Origin of the sequence: Halomonas sp. PA16-9, assembly GCF_009728585.1 — a bacterium.
GTDB classification, from domain to species: domain Bacteria; phylum Pseudomonadota; class Gammaproteobacteria; order Pseudomonadales; family Halomonadaceae; genus Vreelandella; species Vreelandella titanicae.
In genome coordinates, this window is the sequence record NZ_CP040452.1 from 1,762,280 (window position 1) to 1,776,676 (window position 14,397).

General features: G+C 55.0%; 11 protein-coding genes and 2 pseudogenes. 6 read left to right on the top strand and 7 right to left on the bottom strand.

Annotation, left to right across the window (positions count from 1 at the left end; translation table 11 throughout):
• Positions 1-3 precede the first annotated feature (3 nt).
• From FDY98_RS24535 to doeA, 3 genes and pseudogenes are all read right to left on the bottom strand, one after another.
• On the bottom strand, positions 4-480 hold the full coding sequence (locus FDY98_RS24535) for an Lrp/AsnC family transcriptional regulator (protein ID WP_022522328.1): 477 nt from the start codon (positions 478-480) through the stop codon (positions 4-6).
• 8 nt (positions 481-488) lie between these two features.
• Positions 489-1,508 (bottom strand): N(2)-acetyl-L-2,4-diaminobutanoate deacetylase DoeB, encoded by a 1,020-nt coding sequence (gene doeB, locus FDY98_RS24540; RefSeq protein WP_022522327.1) that lies wholly within the window; start codon positions 1,506-1,508, stop codon positions 489-491.
• A 37-nt stretch (positions 1,509-1,545) separates the two neighbouring features.
• Positions 1,546-2,744: pseudogene (doeA, locus tag FDY98_RS24545) on the bottom strand (ectoine hydrolase DoeA).
• A gap of 304 nt (positions 2,745-3,048) precedes the next feature.
• Here doeA and FDY98_RS24550 point away from each other — a divergent pair.
• The 5 genes and pseudogenes from FDY98_RS24550 (at position 3,049) to FDY98_RS24570 (ending at position 8,076) form a co-directional block, all read left to right on the top strand.
• The gene (locus FDY98_RS24550; protein ID WP_027958053.1) at positions 3,049-3,984 is read left to right on the top strand and encodes a 2-hydroxyacid dehydrogenase; all 936 of its coding nucleotides are present in this window, start codon (positions 3,049-3,051) and stop codon (positions 3,982-3,984) included.
• Between the two features lie 175 nt (positions 3,985-4,159).
• Positions 4,160-4,801, top strand: coding sequence for a hypothetical protein (locus tag FDY98_RS24555; RefSeq protein ID WP_081742559.1), 642 nt, complete (start codon positions 4,160-4,162; stop codon positions 4,799-4,801).
• On the top strand, positions 4,802-5,734 hold the full coding sequence (locus FDY98_RS24560) for a lysine exporter LysO family protein (RefSeq protein ID WP_009287351.1): 933 nt from the start codon (positions 4,802-4,804) through the stop codon (positions 5,732-5,734). It abuts the gene before it with no gap.
• 81 nt (positions 5,735-5,815) lie between these two features.
• Positions 5,816-7,046: pseudogene (locus tag FDY98_RS24565) on the top strand (nucleoside recognition domain-containing protein).
• A 163-nt stretch (positions 7,047-7,209) separates the two neighbouring features.
• Positions 7,210-8,076 (top strand): DMT family transporter, encoded by an 867-nt coding sequence (locus FDY98_RS24570; protein WP_009287352.1) that lies wholly within the window; start codon positions 7,210-7,212, stop codon positions 8,074-8,076.
• A gap of 5 nt (positions 8,077-8,081) precedes the next feature.
• Here FDY98_RS24570 and FDY98_RS24575 read toward each other — a convergent pair whose 3' ends face one another.
• From FDY98_RS24575 to FDY98_RS24585, 3 genes are all read right to left on the bottom strand, one after another.
• Positions 8,082-9,095 (bottom strand): asparaginase domain-containing protein, encoded by a 1,014-nt coding sequence (locus FDY98_RS24575; protein ID WP_022522322.1) that lies wholly within the window; start codon positions 9,093-9,095, stop codon positions 8,082-8,084.
• A 42-nt stretch (positions 9,096-9,137) separates the two neighbouring features.
• Positions 9,138-10,601 (bottom strand): alanine/glycine:cation symporter family protein, encoded by a 1,464-nt coding sequence (locus FDY98_RS24580; RefSeq protein WP_022522321.1) that lies wholly within the window; start codon positions 10,599-10,601, stop codon positions 9,138-9,140.
• Positions 10,602-10,786: 185 nt separating this feature from the next.
• Positions 10,787-11,002, bottom strand: a complete 216-nt coding sequence (locus tag FDY98_RS24585; RefSeq protein ID WP_022522320.1) for a DUF2798 domain-containing protein — start codon at positions 11,000-11,002, stop codon at positions 10,787-10,789.
• Between the two features lie 100 nt (positions 11,003-11,102).
• Between FDY98_RS24585 and FDY98_RS24590 the strand changes: the two genes are divergently transcribed.
• Positions 11,103-12,005 (top strand): LysR family transcriptional regulator, encoded by a 903-nt coding sequence (locus tag FDY98_RS24590; protein WP_027958057.1) that lies wholly within the window; start codon positions 11,103-11,105, stop codon positions 12,003-12,005.
• Between the two features lie 79 nt (positions 12,006-12,084).
• Here FDY98_RS24590 and FDY98_RS24595 read toward each other — a convergent pair whose 3' ends face one another.
• The gene (locus FDY98_RS24595; RefSeq protein WP_027958058.1) at positions 12,085-14,268 is read right to left on the bottom strand and encodes an OsmC domain/YcaO domain-containing protein; all 2,184 of its coding nucleotides are present in this window, start codon (positions 14,266-14,268) and stop codon (positions 12,085-12,087) included.
• Between the last annotated feature and the right edge of the window lie 129 nt (positions 14,269-14,397).

A 14,397-nucleotide genomic window follows, 5' to 3' on the forward strand; every position in this document is an offset into this window, starting at 1 on the left:
ACATTAAAGAATGTCGTCGGTATCAATGCCTATAGGAACGCGTTTGACGGTTTTGGTCACGATATAGGTGAAGTAGCGCTCGATACCGGCTTCAGAGACCAGCCACTTATCCATCAAACGCTGGTAGCTATCGATGGTGCGCGCTTCAAACTTCACTAAGTAATCCACCCCACCGCCCACCGCCACACACTCGGTAACTTCCGGGGTTTGCATCACTAGCGCTTCAAAACGAGTGAAGCTTTCGGCGTTGTGCTGCTTGAGCTCAATCTGCACCCAGACAGGATTGCGCGGCACCAACACGTCCGCGTTGATGCGCGCGGTATACCCTTCAATGATGCCAGCCTTTTCCAGGCGCTTTACCCGCTCCCAGCAGGGGCTGACCGAGAGATTGATCGCCTCGGCTAGCTTCGACTTGGTGATTCGCCCATCGCGGGAGAGGATATCGAGAATTTTCAGATCGTAACGGTCAAGTTTCATCATGCCGAGGATTACGCCTCCAGGCGTTCAACAACATCGGCAATCACCGCCAGGGTATCCCCCATATTGATCAGTGAGGGGGCACGGCGAGCCATTAGAATGCCGTCGCGCTCTGCTTTATAGGCAACCGGATCGGTGCCGCTGCGGGTCATGTCGTACACGTAGGCGATGGTTTGGCCTTTTTTCACTTCATCACCCAGGGCCACCAATAGCTCTAACACGCCGGAGTGCTGGCTCTGCACGTAGCAACTGGCGTCGGGCATATCGAGATACAGCTGCCCACCTGTGGGCATTTCCACTTCGCCTTCTACAAGGCCGTAGTGAATCAGGAAATTGCGCACGCCGCGCTCGGCAATGGCAATGCTTTGTGGGGTGGAAGTACCGCCGCCGCCAAGCTCGGTGGCCACAAAGACTTTGCCCTGGCGCTCGCAGGCAGTGTCGAAGAGTTTTTCCGCATCCAACTCAAACATCACCATGGCATAGGGGGCGCCGAACGCTTTGGCACCTTCCAGAGCGGCCTGCTGCTGCTCTTTATTATCCAGCACGTGAGACGCGCCGAAGGGCAGAATATCCAGCGTGCGGCCGCCCGAGTGAAGGTCGAGCACCACGTCCGCCATGGGTACCAACACACGGGTGAAGTAGTCGGCAATTTGCGGTGTGACGCTGCCATTGGGGTCGCCGGGAAAGCTGCGGTTGAGGTTGCCCTTGTCCATCGGAGAGGTACGCTTGCCTGCCATAACCGCTGGAGTATTCATGCACGGCACGATAATCACCCGCCCTGTCACGTCCTCTGCCTTCAGCGTTGAAGAGAGTTTCAGTAGCGAGGTGATGCCCTCATATTCATCGCCGTGGTTGCCGCCGGTCAGCAGTGCCGTGGGGCCTTCGCCGTTTTTTACCACGGTCACAGGAATCATCACCGCGCCCCAGGCAGACTCATCGGTAGAGATCGGTAGCTTTAAAAAGCCGTGCTGCACGCCATCGGCATCAAAATCAACGGTGGCGGAAATGGGACTTGGTCGCATCGTCGTCATGAAAAATTCCTTTATGTTACGGGCAGCTATATCAGCACTACTTCACAAACAGCTGGCGCGGGAAATTGGCCAGCGTCTCACAGCCATCGTCGGTAATCAGAATGCTTTCGGTAATTTCCAGACCCCAGTCATCGACCCATAGCCCAGGCATGAAGTGGAACGTCATGCCTGGCTGGAGAATGGTTTCATCCGAGGGGCGCAGACTCATGGTGCGCTCGCCCCAGTCGGGCGGATAGGAGATACCGATAGGGTAACCACAGCGGGCGCCGCCACGGTCAAAACCGTATTTATCCATCGCCGCACCCAGTGCCATGGCGATATCCGCCGTACGGTTACCAGGTTTGGCCACTGCCAAACCATTTTCGATGCCTTCTAGCAGAGCTGATTCCGCGCGAATAAAATCCGTCGGCGGTGTGCCCAGAAATACGGTGCGCGACATCGGCGCATGATAGCGTTTAAACACCCCGGCAATCTCAAAGAAAGTACCTTCACCTTTGCGGAACGGCGTGTCGTCCCAGGTTAGGTGTGGCGCGGCGGCGTCTTTACCAGTAGGCAGCATGGGCACTATGGCGGGATAGTCGCCGCCAAATACTTTGCCGTTCTCATCCACAAAACCTTCGATGCCAACGCGGTAAATCTCTGACACCAGCTTGCTCTTGGGCAAGCCAGGCTCAATCACTTCAAGAATACGCGTATGCATACCTTCCACAATCTTGGCGGCAATGCGCATATAGGCCACTTCTTGCGGCGATTTGATCGCCCGGCACCAGTTAACCAGCGCATTGGCATCCATAAAACGCGCATGGGGGAGTTCGCGCAGTAGGCTTAGATAGGCCTTGGCGGAGAAGTAGTAGTTATCCATCTCCATACCCACCACCCCAGATGCCAGCCGCGATCCGGCATGATCGACTGAGCCAGATACTCCATCGGGTGCATGTCCGGATTCTGTACGTAGTAATCCGGATAGTAGGTAATGTTTTCGGGATCGATCCAACAGGTGAGCAGAGCACCGTTGGCATCCATGCGCCGCCCGAACCATACCGGCTCGCCTTCAAGGCCCACCAGCACACACTGATGCACATAAAACGACCAGCCGTCGTAGCCGGTCAGCCAAGCCATATTGGAAGGGTCACTGACGATCAGTACGTCAATACCACGACTGGCCATTTCAGCACGCACTTTCCACAGGCGGTTAGCGTACTCTTCGCGCGTGAAAGGCAGGGAAACCTGAGTCATCGGGCAACTCGCCATTAAAGATCACCAAGAACCAGCGCACTGCCTACTATTAGGCACGCAACGCTGGGCCACAGGATCGACCTGGCCACCACCGATCAGGCGTCGGGTTGCATCTGCCGCGCTTGCAGCAGGCCCGCCAATGTCGTCTTAAGCCGATACTAGCACCGACCCTTGGTTAGCGGTCAAAGGCTTTATGACAAAAAGTGCATACGGCATCGTTATTTGCACTATGCGAGCTTGCAACGGCCCCTATCGCTCACCATGATAACCTGCATTGGAAACACGTTTAGCGAGAGGAAACGAAATGAAAATTGTCGTGCATATTGATGAGGCGGCACAGTGGCAAGCGGCGCTTGCGGAAGCGTTGCCCCAAGCCACCGTACTCACCAGCGAGGCACCAGCGGATGAGCGTAAAGATGCTGACTATCTCGCCATCTGGAAAGCCCCCGCCCATTTACTGCAAGAGCAGACCCAGCTCAAAGGCATCATCAATTTAGGCGCAGGGGTGGATTATCTGCTGAAAACCCCAGGCCTACCCAGCGACGTGCCAATTGTAAAATTACGCGATGCTGGCATGGGCGAGCTGATGGCCGATTACGCCCTCTATGGCGTACTGCACTTTTACCGCAGCATGGATCGTTACTCAGAGCAGCAGCAAAGCGCCACTTGGGAGCCGCAAGAGGTGGTGGAAAAATCCCAGTGGCCGGTGGGTGTATTAGGCCTGGGCGCTATTGGCAGCTTTGTGGCCAGCGCCTTGGAGCAAGCAGGTTTCCCAGTACTGGGTTGGAGCCGCTCCCCCAAGCAGATCCGTGGTGTGCACTGCTTTCATGGCGACGATGGATTAAGCGAACTGCTCGGCCAAGTGCAGAGCCTGATCACCATTTTGCCCGATACGGCCGCCACTCAACATATTCTCAACGCCGAGCGGCTGGCCCAGCTGCCCCAAGGGGCTAGTGTGATTAATCCTGGCCGGGGTAGTTTGATTGATGAGCAGGCGCTATTGGAAGCACTGGGTAGCGGTCACCAGCCGGGGCACCTGCGGGGTGCGCTATTGGATGTATTCCAGGAAGAGCCGCTGCCCGCTGACAACCCGCTCTGGCAGCATCCTAAGGTAGTCGTCACACCCCATATGGCGGCACCTACTCCGCTGAATGATGCCATCGACCAAGTGATCGCCTACTTGCATGCCTTTGAATCGGGTGAAAAACTCTCCACCATCAACCCGGAGGCAGGTTACTGACGCCCCCCACCCAGGCTATACTGGCGCACTAGGAACCAAGCAGTGGCTAAAGGCTCTTAGGAAGATACCCTTTATGGAGGAAAGGCCCTTGGTCAATGTTTTTGCACGACTACCTGGCCGCGCGCTCAGGTGTGTGGGGTTGGGGTTGGGTTTTGCTATTTCCTGCTCAAGTGGAATGGCATTAGCAACTGAGACGTTCAAAGAGCCGCAGCCTTTTGAAGCCCCTCGGCCCTTTGAAGCACAGTACCGGCTTGAAGTTCGCGGTTGGCCTGGGGCTACCATTACCCATCGCCTCTCTAACGAAGGGAATCACTGGTTAAGCGATATGCGCTTTTCAATCACCGTGGCGCGCGGCCAGGAGTTCAGCCGTTTTTCGCTCAATGGCAATGACACCAACGCTCTGCTCTTTAGCAGCAGCTATTCGGTGCTGGGCGTGGGTGATAGCTATCAACTGAACGAAGGTGAGATCCCCACTTTAGATCGCCAAGCGGCGCTATTTGATCTCTCCCGCCGGGCGGGACACGAAAACTGTACACAGAGTACGCCCTGCGCGATTGAGTTTGTCGATCAAAAAGGCCGCGATGAGCACTTTCAATATTATGTTACCGCCCCAGGCAGCATTGAGGTTCCCGCAGGAGAGTTTGAAGCACTGAACGTATCGCTCATCGATATCGAGAAGCCCGACCGCCTGCTAACCATTAGCTTTCACCCTGACTGGCCCGGGCTGATTCTTTCTGCGGTGTATCGAAAAGAGGGTCGCCGCGAAACGCAGCTGACATTAACTAACTTCAACCCAAACGGTGGCGCGACGCCCTAAATGTTTTCCGGTTTATTGATTGTTCTACTACCGCTTTTTCTTGGCTATCTGGTTCGCGTCCGTTCCATACAGTTACAGAATCTGATCAACCGAGCGGTTAATGGCTCGGTTTACCTGATTCTGCTATTCATGGGCATAAGCCTTGCCGGGCTTGAAAACCTGACTAGCCAGCTTTCGCGCCTGGGTGGCAACGCCTTGCTGTTATTTAGCATTACCACGCTATTTAACTTAGCAGCACTATGGTGGCTATCGCGCCGTTTAACGCTTAAGGCCGGTAGCTCACCGGTGGTGAAAAATGCTCCGACCAGTAAGCTGGCGGCCATGCAGGGTTCGCTTTTATTGGTCGCAGTGGTGGCAGGGGGCGTTATCGCTGGCCTGCTGCTGGGGCCACTCCTGGGTGATAGGCTTTTCAACAGCGCAGATTTACTGGCCGAATGGGTACTCTACCTGCTGCTGGCACTGATTGGCTGCCAGCTGCGTAACTCCGGCATGCCACTCAGGCAGATCTTACTTAACCGCATGGGGCTGGCGATTGCGGTGACGCTAGCAATAAGTTCGCTGCTGGCAGGCTTGGCTGCCGCCCCGCTGCTCTCATTAAGCTGGAACGAAGGCCTGGCGATGGCGTCAGGCTTTGGCTGGTACTCTCTTTCGGCCATCTTGATCGGCGACCAGCTAGGCCCACTGATGGGCGGTGTGGCGTTCTTCAACGACCTGACCCGGGAGCTGCTGGCGTTTATATTGATTCCACTGGTGATTCACCGCCATACCGCACTGGCGATTGGTTACGGCGGCGCCACCTCCATGGATTTCACCCTGCCCGTCATTCAGCAGCACGGCGGTGTGGCCTGCGTACCCATTGCCGTGGTCAGCGGGTTTATCCTTTCACTGCTCTCCCCGCCGCTAATTCTGTTCTTTCTTTCGCTGTCGGGTTAGCGGTGACGGGCGCTCATTGGTTAGGATAAGTGGCATTGCTGGAGATATAAAAACTCTTAACCCCCAGGATGCCCACTACCCATGCTCAACGGAATTTGGTTAAGCTTCTTTATCGCTGCCTTTCGCGGCCTCACTCTGGCAGTGGTTGGTTGGCGGCGATAGCGAGGTATTTGCCCGCTTGGTGCAGTCACTGTTCGACATGGCGGAAGTGAGCGTTGATATTATCCTGGTGCTGCTGGGCACCATGACGCTGTGGCTGGGGTTTCTTTCGATTGCCGAAAAGGCAGGCTTGATTCGCCTGCTTGGACGGGTGCTCGACCCGCTGTTCTGCCGCTTGATGCCAGAGGTTCCCCGCGGCCACCCTGCTATGGGGCTGATCAGCATGAACTTCGCGGCGAATATCCTGGGTCTGGATAACGCCGCCACACCGATTGGTATCAAGGCGATGCACTCGCTGCAGAGCCTTAACCCCAGCAGTGAGACCGCCAGCAACGCACAAATTCTGTTTCTGGTGCTCAATACCTCTTCTCTCACGCTATTGCCGGTAACGATTTTTATGTATCGCGCCCAGCAAGGCGCCGCCGACCCCACTCTGGTCTTTTTACCTATTTTACTAGCGACAACCGCCTCCAGCCTTGCAGGGCTTTTGGCGGTGGCACTGATGCAGCGCTTAAAACTCTGGCAGCCCGTGGTGCTAGCCTATTTAGCGATTGCTGCACTTGCGTTGGGGCTACTGATAACCACGCTGGCAGGCATGTCCGCCCAGGCGCTAGCCGCGGCCTCTACGCTAGTCGGTAACCTGACGCTATTTAGCATCGTGATGATGTTTTTAGTGGTCGGGGCGTTACGTGGGGTGAGGGTGTACGACGCCTTTATTGAAGGCGCAAAAGAGGGGCTGAGCTTTACCATCACGTTGCTGCCTTACTTGATCGCCATGCTGGTGGCGGTCGGCGTACTGCGCGCCAGCGGCGTTTTAGACGCTGGCTTAGGCGGTATCCGCTGGATAGTAGAAGGCTTTGGCTGGGACACCCGCTTTGTCGATGCTCTCCCCACCGCCTTTGTGAAACCGCTTTCTGGCAGCGGCGCCCGCGCCATGATGATCGAAACCATGGATACTTTCGGCGTAGACAGCTTCGCCGGGCTACTCGCGGCCACTATGCAAGGTAGCACTGAAACCACCTTCTATGTGCTGGCTGTCTACTTTGGCGCCGTGGGTATCACTCGCATTCGCCACGGGTTGGGCTGTGCGTTGGTCGCCGATGTGGCGGGAGTAACCACTGCGATTGCGGTGTGTTACTGGTTTTTTGGATAGCTGGTGTTAGCTGGCTTTCGTTCACTGGGCTCAGCGTCTACCTTTCAGGGGAGCCGCATTAAGGTCTACAGGCAGTAGATCAGGAGCCATCGCTAAGCAGTAGAAATGCGTTTAAACATTCGTTGCTCCCGAGTGTTTACCGCTCAAGGACGATAGGTGAAATATGGCAGGCGCAAGCAGTTTATTGATAGCGCTGGCGGCCTTCTGCTGGGGGATATCTGGGGGAATCGCAGGCATTTTGTTAGACGACGGCTGGGATGCAGCCGTCGTGTCATTTTATCGAGGGTTTATAGGGCTTCTCTTCGCACTTGGGTGGCTGCTGCTTCAACGTCGGCATAGCGGCCTAAACAGCAAGCGGCTTTGGTTCTGGTCAGTGGTTGCAGGCCTGGGCGTCGCTGGCAATTTTACGTTCTATTTTCTTAGTATTGAGTATGGCAACGTTGCGGTCGCTGCCACCCTGATGTACTGCGCCCCTGTTTTTGTCTACCTCGTCTCATTTTCCCTCAAACTAGAGCGCCCCACCGCTGCCAAGTGGCTGGCCATTGCGCTGGTCATGGTGGGTATTGTGCTGTTAACCAAGCTGTATGCCATCAGCGCCAGTGGTCTCTCGTTAATTGGCGTAGGCACCGGGCTGCTTGCCGGGCTCTCTTATGCAGCGTTCATTTTTGGTTTCAAGTATGCCGCGCCCCATGGCAGTCCTCAGGCAATTCTTTCGGTCGCCTTCACCGTGCTAGCCATCGCACTGCTGTTTCCAACGGACATTAACCAGGCTGTCAGCGTTATCAGCGCTCCGGAGCTGCCGCTGTTTGTGGCGCTGGGCATTCTCGGCGCTGGACTATCTTTTCTGCTGTACGTGGTAGGTATCAAGCATGCGGCACCTGCGCTAGCCTCCATGGTTGCCATGGTCGAGCCGATTACCGCCACCCTGTTTGGTGTAGCGGTGTTAAACGAAAGCCTGGGCGTTATTCAAATGGTCGGTATGGGGATCATCTTGCTAACCGTCACCGCGCTGAGCGTTTCTTCCCGCTGATAAGCTTAACGGCTACACTCACCGCGCATGGGCGCACTCAATGCCTTGCTCAGCATTGACCCCACCAGCCCTTGCCCAATGAGTACGGTTAGTTTCGCGATAGCGGCTTCCAGGGTAATATCACTTCCGGCAATCACGCCCGCTTGATTGAGTGCGGCACCGGTGGCGTAGGCCCCCTGCACTACCTCGCCTTGGGCACACTGGGTGACGTTAAGCAGCGCTACGCCTCTCTCGCTGGCCGCCTTCAAGGCGTCAAGCAGCTCGCCTTCAAAGCTAAGCGGGTTGCCAACCCCGTAGCTATAAAGCACCAGCCCTTTTAGCGTTTTATCCGCCAGCAACGCCTTTGCGCGGCGCAGCGACATTCCTGGATGCAGCGGCAGTACCGCCACCGCCTCGTCGTCCACCTCAATAGGTGCAAAATTCGGTTTACCGCTTAGCAGCGCCGAGGGCTGAGGGAAGTTTATACCAATGCCAAGCTCGGCAAGCCAGGGGAAGTTGGGTGAGTCGAAGGCATCCAAGCCTTGAGTGCGCACCTTGCGGGCTCGGTTACCGCGCAACAGCCGGTCGTGAAACACCAGGCTTACTTCACAAGGTGTTGCGGGGTGAACCGCAAGCTGCAGCGCGCTGAACACATTATTCAGCGCATCGCTTCTTGGCTCACCCAGGGGAATTTGGGAGCCGGTGAAGATCACCGGCTTATTCAACGCACCGAGCATAAACGAAAGCGCCGCGGCGCTGTACGCCATGGTATCGGTGCCATGGAGTATCACAAACGCTTCATAGCACGACCAGTGGATTTCCAGCTGTGCCACCAAACGGTTCCAGGCCTCTGGCATTAGCTCGGCGCTATCAATCAACGGCTGCATTTCCAGCACATCAAACGCTGGCAGCCGGTAAAGATCGTCCAATGCCAAATGCGCCGCTAGGCGTTCGGCCAGCCCCGCGCAAGGTATATAACCCTGTGACGATGGCTGCATACCAATAGTCCCACCGGTATAGAGCATCAGTACGCGGGGCATGGCCACTCCTTTCCTAATCAGTACAGTCGTCTAAATAAATACTTACTTCGCAGGCACGCCTTCCAGGCGCTGCTTTAACGCTTCGGCCTCTTCAGGCTCTAGCTCCCAGGCTTTTGGATCCAGGTCAAGATCTGGGTGTTGGTTAGCGTCAAAAATCGGCTGTTTGATGCCCTGCCGACGCTGACCATCGAAGTCTTTCAAAATGCGCAGGCCGCACTTGAACAGCATGATCAGCGCAATCAGGTTGACCACGGCGAGCAGCCCCATGGTGACATCAGCAAAGCCGAACACGGTGCCCAAATCAGTCGTCGCACCCCAGCAAACCAACAGCACGATGGCAACGCGGAAGGCGTTAAACAGGTTCTGGTTGTCGCGGCTAAAGAAGTTGAGGCTGTTCTCACCCAAGTAGTAGTTGTAGAGAATGGTGCTAAACGCAAACAGCAACAGTGCCAAACTGACAAAAGTGCGGCCCCATTCGCCCACATGGTCGGCCAGCGCTGCCTGGGTCAGGGCGATGCCTTCAACACCAGCACCTACGGTCGGGTCATAAGCACCGCTGAGCAGAATCACAAACGCCGTGGCGGAACAGATAATCACGGTATCGATAAATACCGAAAACGCCTGCACGATGCCCTGGTTGGCAGGGTGCGGCACATAGGCCACCGCCGCGACGTTTGGCGCACTACCCAAGCCCGCTTCATTAGAGAACAGGCCACGCTTCAGGCCCATCATAATTGCCGCGCCAATACCGCCACCAATCAGTGGTTCAAGGCCGAAAGCGCTCTTTACAATCAGCACAATCACGCCAGGTATTTCCGTAATATTCATGGCGATGACCAGCAGCGCAATGGCGATATAGCTCACCGCCATAAAGGGCACCAAAACCTCGGAAATACGTGCAATACGCTTAATACCGCCGAAAATAATCAGCCCTACCAACATCGCCAGAGCAATGCCGCTATACAACACCGGTACGCCAAAAGCATCGCCGAAAGAGGTTGCCACCGCATAGGATTGCAGTGCGGTAAAGGCAAAACCGAAGGTCAACAGCAGCAGTACCGAGTAGAACGCTGCCAGCCAGCGCCACTGCTTACCCAGCCCTTTAACAATGTAGTACGCGGGGCCGCCGCGATAGGTGCCGTCACCTTCGGCTTCTTTATAGGTCTGTGCCAGGGTGCATTCCAAAAAGCTGGTGGCCATACCCATTAAGCCCACCAACCACATCCAAAAAATCGCCCCTGGGCCACCCAAGGTAATCGCAACCGCTACGCCGGCGATGTTGCCACCACCAACGCGCCCAGCCACTGAGAGCACCAGCGCCTGAAACGAGCTTAAATGGCCGTGTTTATTGCGCTTAAAGGCTTGGCCGGAACCGAGGATGCGAAACATCTCACCGAAATAACGAAACTGCACAAAGCGGGACGCAACGGTAAAACCGATGCCAACGCCCACCAGCAGCACTAGTAGAACCTTCCCCCACAGGAGGTCATTGAGCATATCGAGCATGTGATTCTCTCCGCGTTTTTGTATTAGCGTTATGTTTGAATTCGCGTCGTTTGTTATCGCGCTTGTGGAATTCGCGCCGCGGAGAACGTTTTACCAAGTGTGGGGCAGGATTAAATTTGGCGCAGCGGTGCAGTTGTGTGCACTCGCTGCATCAGTGGGTGCACCATAGTGCATCAGGCAAGCCGTCAGACCTTCTCGGCAATGCGGTGGGCTAACTTATGGATAAAGGGGCCGCTGATAAACGCAATGATCCCAGCGGCTGGCCAGGCAAGAAACCAAGCGTGCATCCAGATGCCAACAAAATCAGCATGCATGCCGATATTCACGTAGGTCACCCAGGCAGACATAATTAGCGATAGCGTAAACGACATGAGAATAGCGAAGATAATTCTATGTTTCATGAGAGTACCTAAGGATGATGTATAAGTGCAGGTAGATTAACAAACATCTATAACGGTAATATATGCCAATATATGAGAATCAATTTTACAGAATTGCAAAATGCGAAAACCCTCGTTAGATGACCTAAATATCTTTATCGTGGCCGCTAATCAACGCAGTCTCACGGCTGCGGCGGCATCGTTGAAGATGACTATTGCCACCGTGTCGAGGCGTATAAGCGCATTAGAAGCCACGCTAGGCGTTGAGTTGCTCTATCGCTCAACCAAGGGGTTGACGTTGACGCCTCACGGCGAATCCTACTACCGCGAATGTGAGGAATTGGTGCTCGCACTAGATCAGCGCATTTTGGATCTGGATCAAACGCTGCATAGCCTAAGCGGGCCGTTGAAAATTATGGCGCCGGTCAATTTGGGCAGCGGACCGCTAGATGCATTTTGGCGTCACTTTATCCATCGCTACCCTGAGATTTCGCTGACCATCGAGCTGGACAACAACGTAGCCGACATTCGCGGCCAACAAGCGGATATTGCACTACGCTCTGGGCCACAAAAAGACGATACGCTGATCCAGAAATACCTGGGCTATATAGAGCTCATATTGGTGGCATCACCCACCATGATGCATCCTCTTCCCAGTAAGATTGATGAGTTAGAAGCGTGCCCCAGCGTGGCCGCCAAAATGTTTAGCGACTGGCATCTCACGCACAGGGAAGGCAGTCAGTACACTTGCCGCAAAAGCCATTTTCACATCAGTAACGACATGAGTATTGTGCTGAATCTCACCCAATCGGGCGCCGGCGTTTCCTTGATGCCTACCAGCATGGTGGCCAACAGCCTACAAACGGGGGAGTTAATCCGAGTACTGCCTGAGTGGCAGGGGCTCAACAGGGAAATTTTCCTGGTATGGCCCTACCGGCGAAGCCTTTCAGCGCGGGCCAAGCTGTTTCGCAGCGAGTTAATCGAATTCCTCAGTCACCAATCCTGGTTCCACTCTGCTGATTAGACCGACTGTACGGAGCAAACTGGCTTCTCTACTGGCGCCGTAACGCCAGCAGTTAACGACCATCATTTTTGGATAATGCTTAGATGCCCGCTTTTGCCGCCCGAGCAGCGTGGAGCTTTTTATAGCTTTCAATCAAGCGCTGGTGGCGCTCTAGGCCTTCTAACTGCATGTTAGTGGGCGTTAGGCCGTGGAAACGTACCTCGCCACTCACTGAACCAACCACCGCCACCATGGTGGCTTCGCCGAACATGCGCTGGAAGTTATGCAGATAATCTTCAAGCTCCAGCTCATCATCCAGCACAATTTCCAGCACCGCGTTCACTGCTTGATAGAACAGGCCGCGCTCGACGGTGTTGTCGTTGTACTGCAGGAACATCTGCACACAGTCCAGCGCTTCTTCGTGACGGCCAAGCGCCAGGTAGACTAATAGCTTCAGTTCCAAAATCGTCAGTTGGCCCCACTCGGTGTTTTCATCAAACTCGATACCGATCAGCGTGATGATATCGGTGTGGTCATCCATCTGGCTCTCTTCCAGCCGCTCGACCAGGTCAGTCAGTTGATCATCGTCGAGGCGATGCAGATTAAGAATATCCTCGCGGTAATCCAGCGCCTTATTGGTGTTATCCCAGATCAGATCTTCGATGGGATATACCTCCGAGTAGCCCGGCACCAGAATTCGGCACACCGGCGCGCCCAGGTCTTCGTGTACCGCCATATACACTTCGGCACCCAGCTCTTCAAAGATACCAAACAGTGTCTCGGCTTCTTCCTCGTTGCTGCCGGAGAAGTCCCACTCGCTGAATTCAAAATCGGGCTTGGCGCTAAAGAAGCGCCAGGAGACCACGCCCACCGAGTCGATAAAGTGCTCAACGAAGTTGTTGGGCTCGGAAACCGTCTGTGAGTTAAAAGTGGGCAGCGGCAGATCGTTCAGGCCTTCGAAACTTCGGCCTTGTAGCAGCTCGGTCAAGCTGCGTTCCAGCGCCACTTCAAAGCTTGGGTGGGCACCAAAGGAGGCAAACACGCCGCCGGTGCGCGGGTTCATCAAGGTGACGCACATCACCGGGAACTGCCCGCCCATGGAGGCATCTTTGACCAACACTGGGAACCCCTGGGCTTCCAGAGCGTTAATACCCTCTACTATGCTTGGGTACTTTGCTAACACTTCCTGCGGTACATCCGGCAGGGTTAGCTCCTGCTCAAGGATTTCACGCTTCACTGCCCGTTCGAAAATTTCCGACAGACACTGCACCTGGGCTTCCACCAGAGTGTTGCCCGCACTCATGCCGTTACTCAGGAACAGGTTTTCGATCAAATTGGAGGGGAAATAGATCGTTTCACCGTCGCTTTGGCGCACAAACGGCAGTGAGACAATGCCCCGGTCTTCGCGGCCAGAGTTGGTATCAATCAGATTCGAGCCGCACAGCTCGCCTTCGGGGTTGTAGATATCAAGGCAGTGTTCATCGAGAATCCCTTCGGGGAGCTCGTCATTCGGCCCTGGCTTGAACCACTTCTCATTGGGGTAGTGAACAAAGGCGCTGCCCGCCATCTCTTCGCCAAAGAACTGGTCGTTATAGAAGAAGTTGCAGCTCAGACGTTCGATAAACTCGCCCAACGCCGAACACAGCGCACTCTCTTTGGTCGCGCCTTTGCCGTTGGTAAAGCACATGGGGGAGGCCGCATCGCGAATATGCAGTGACCAAACATGAGGCACGATATTACGCCAGGAGGCGATTTCGATCTTCATGCCCAGGTCAGCAAGGATCGCGCTCATATTGGCAATGGTCTGCTCCAGCGGCAGGTCTTTACCCTCGATGTAGGTACTGCCGCCTTCCGGTGCGCCCATCAGCAGCGCCTGGGCGTCCTCATCAATGTTTTCTACCGTCTCGATTTGGAAATCAGGGCCAGTTTGTACCACTTTCTTGACCGTGCAGCGGTCAATGGAGCGCAGAATGCCCTGGCGGTCTTTTTCAGAAATATCTTCAGGCAGCTCGACCTGGATTTTGAAAATCTGTTTATAGCGATCTTCCGGGTCGACGATGTTGTTTTGTGACAGGCGAATATTTTCGGTAGGAATATCGCGGGCGTTGCAGTACACCTTTACAAAGTAGGCCGCACACATGGCAGACGATGCCAGAAAGTAGTCAAACGGCCCCGGTGCCGAGCCGTCACCTTTGTAGCGAATCGGCTGGTCGGAGATAACCGTAAAATCGTCGAACTTAGCCTCCAAGCGGAGGTTGTCGAGATAGTTAACTTTGATTTCCATGAGCGGGCATCCGGAGCAATGAGTTTGCCTAGCAGTAGGCAGTAGGCGAATTGCGGCCCATTATCCAGTTTTTTACCCGCTTCGTCTTGGTCAGTCTCCCAAATCATCTACCACATGTCGTGCAAAAAT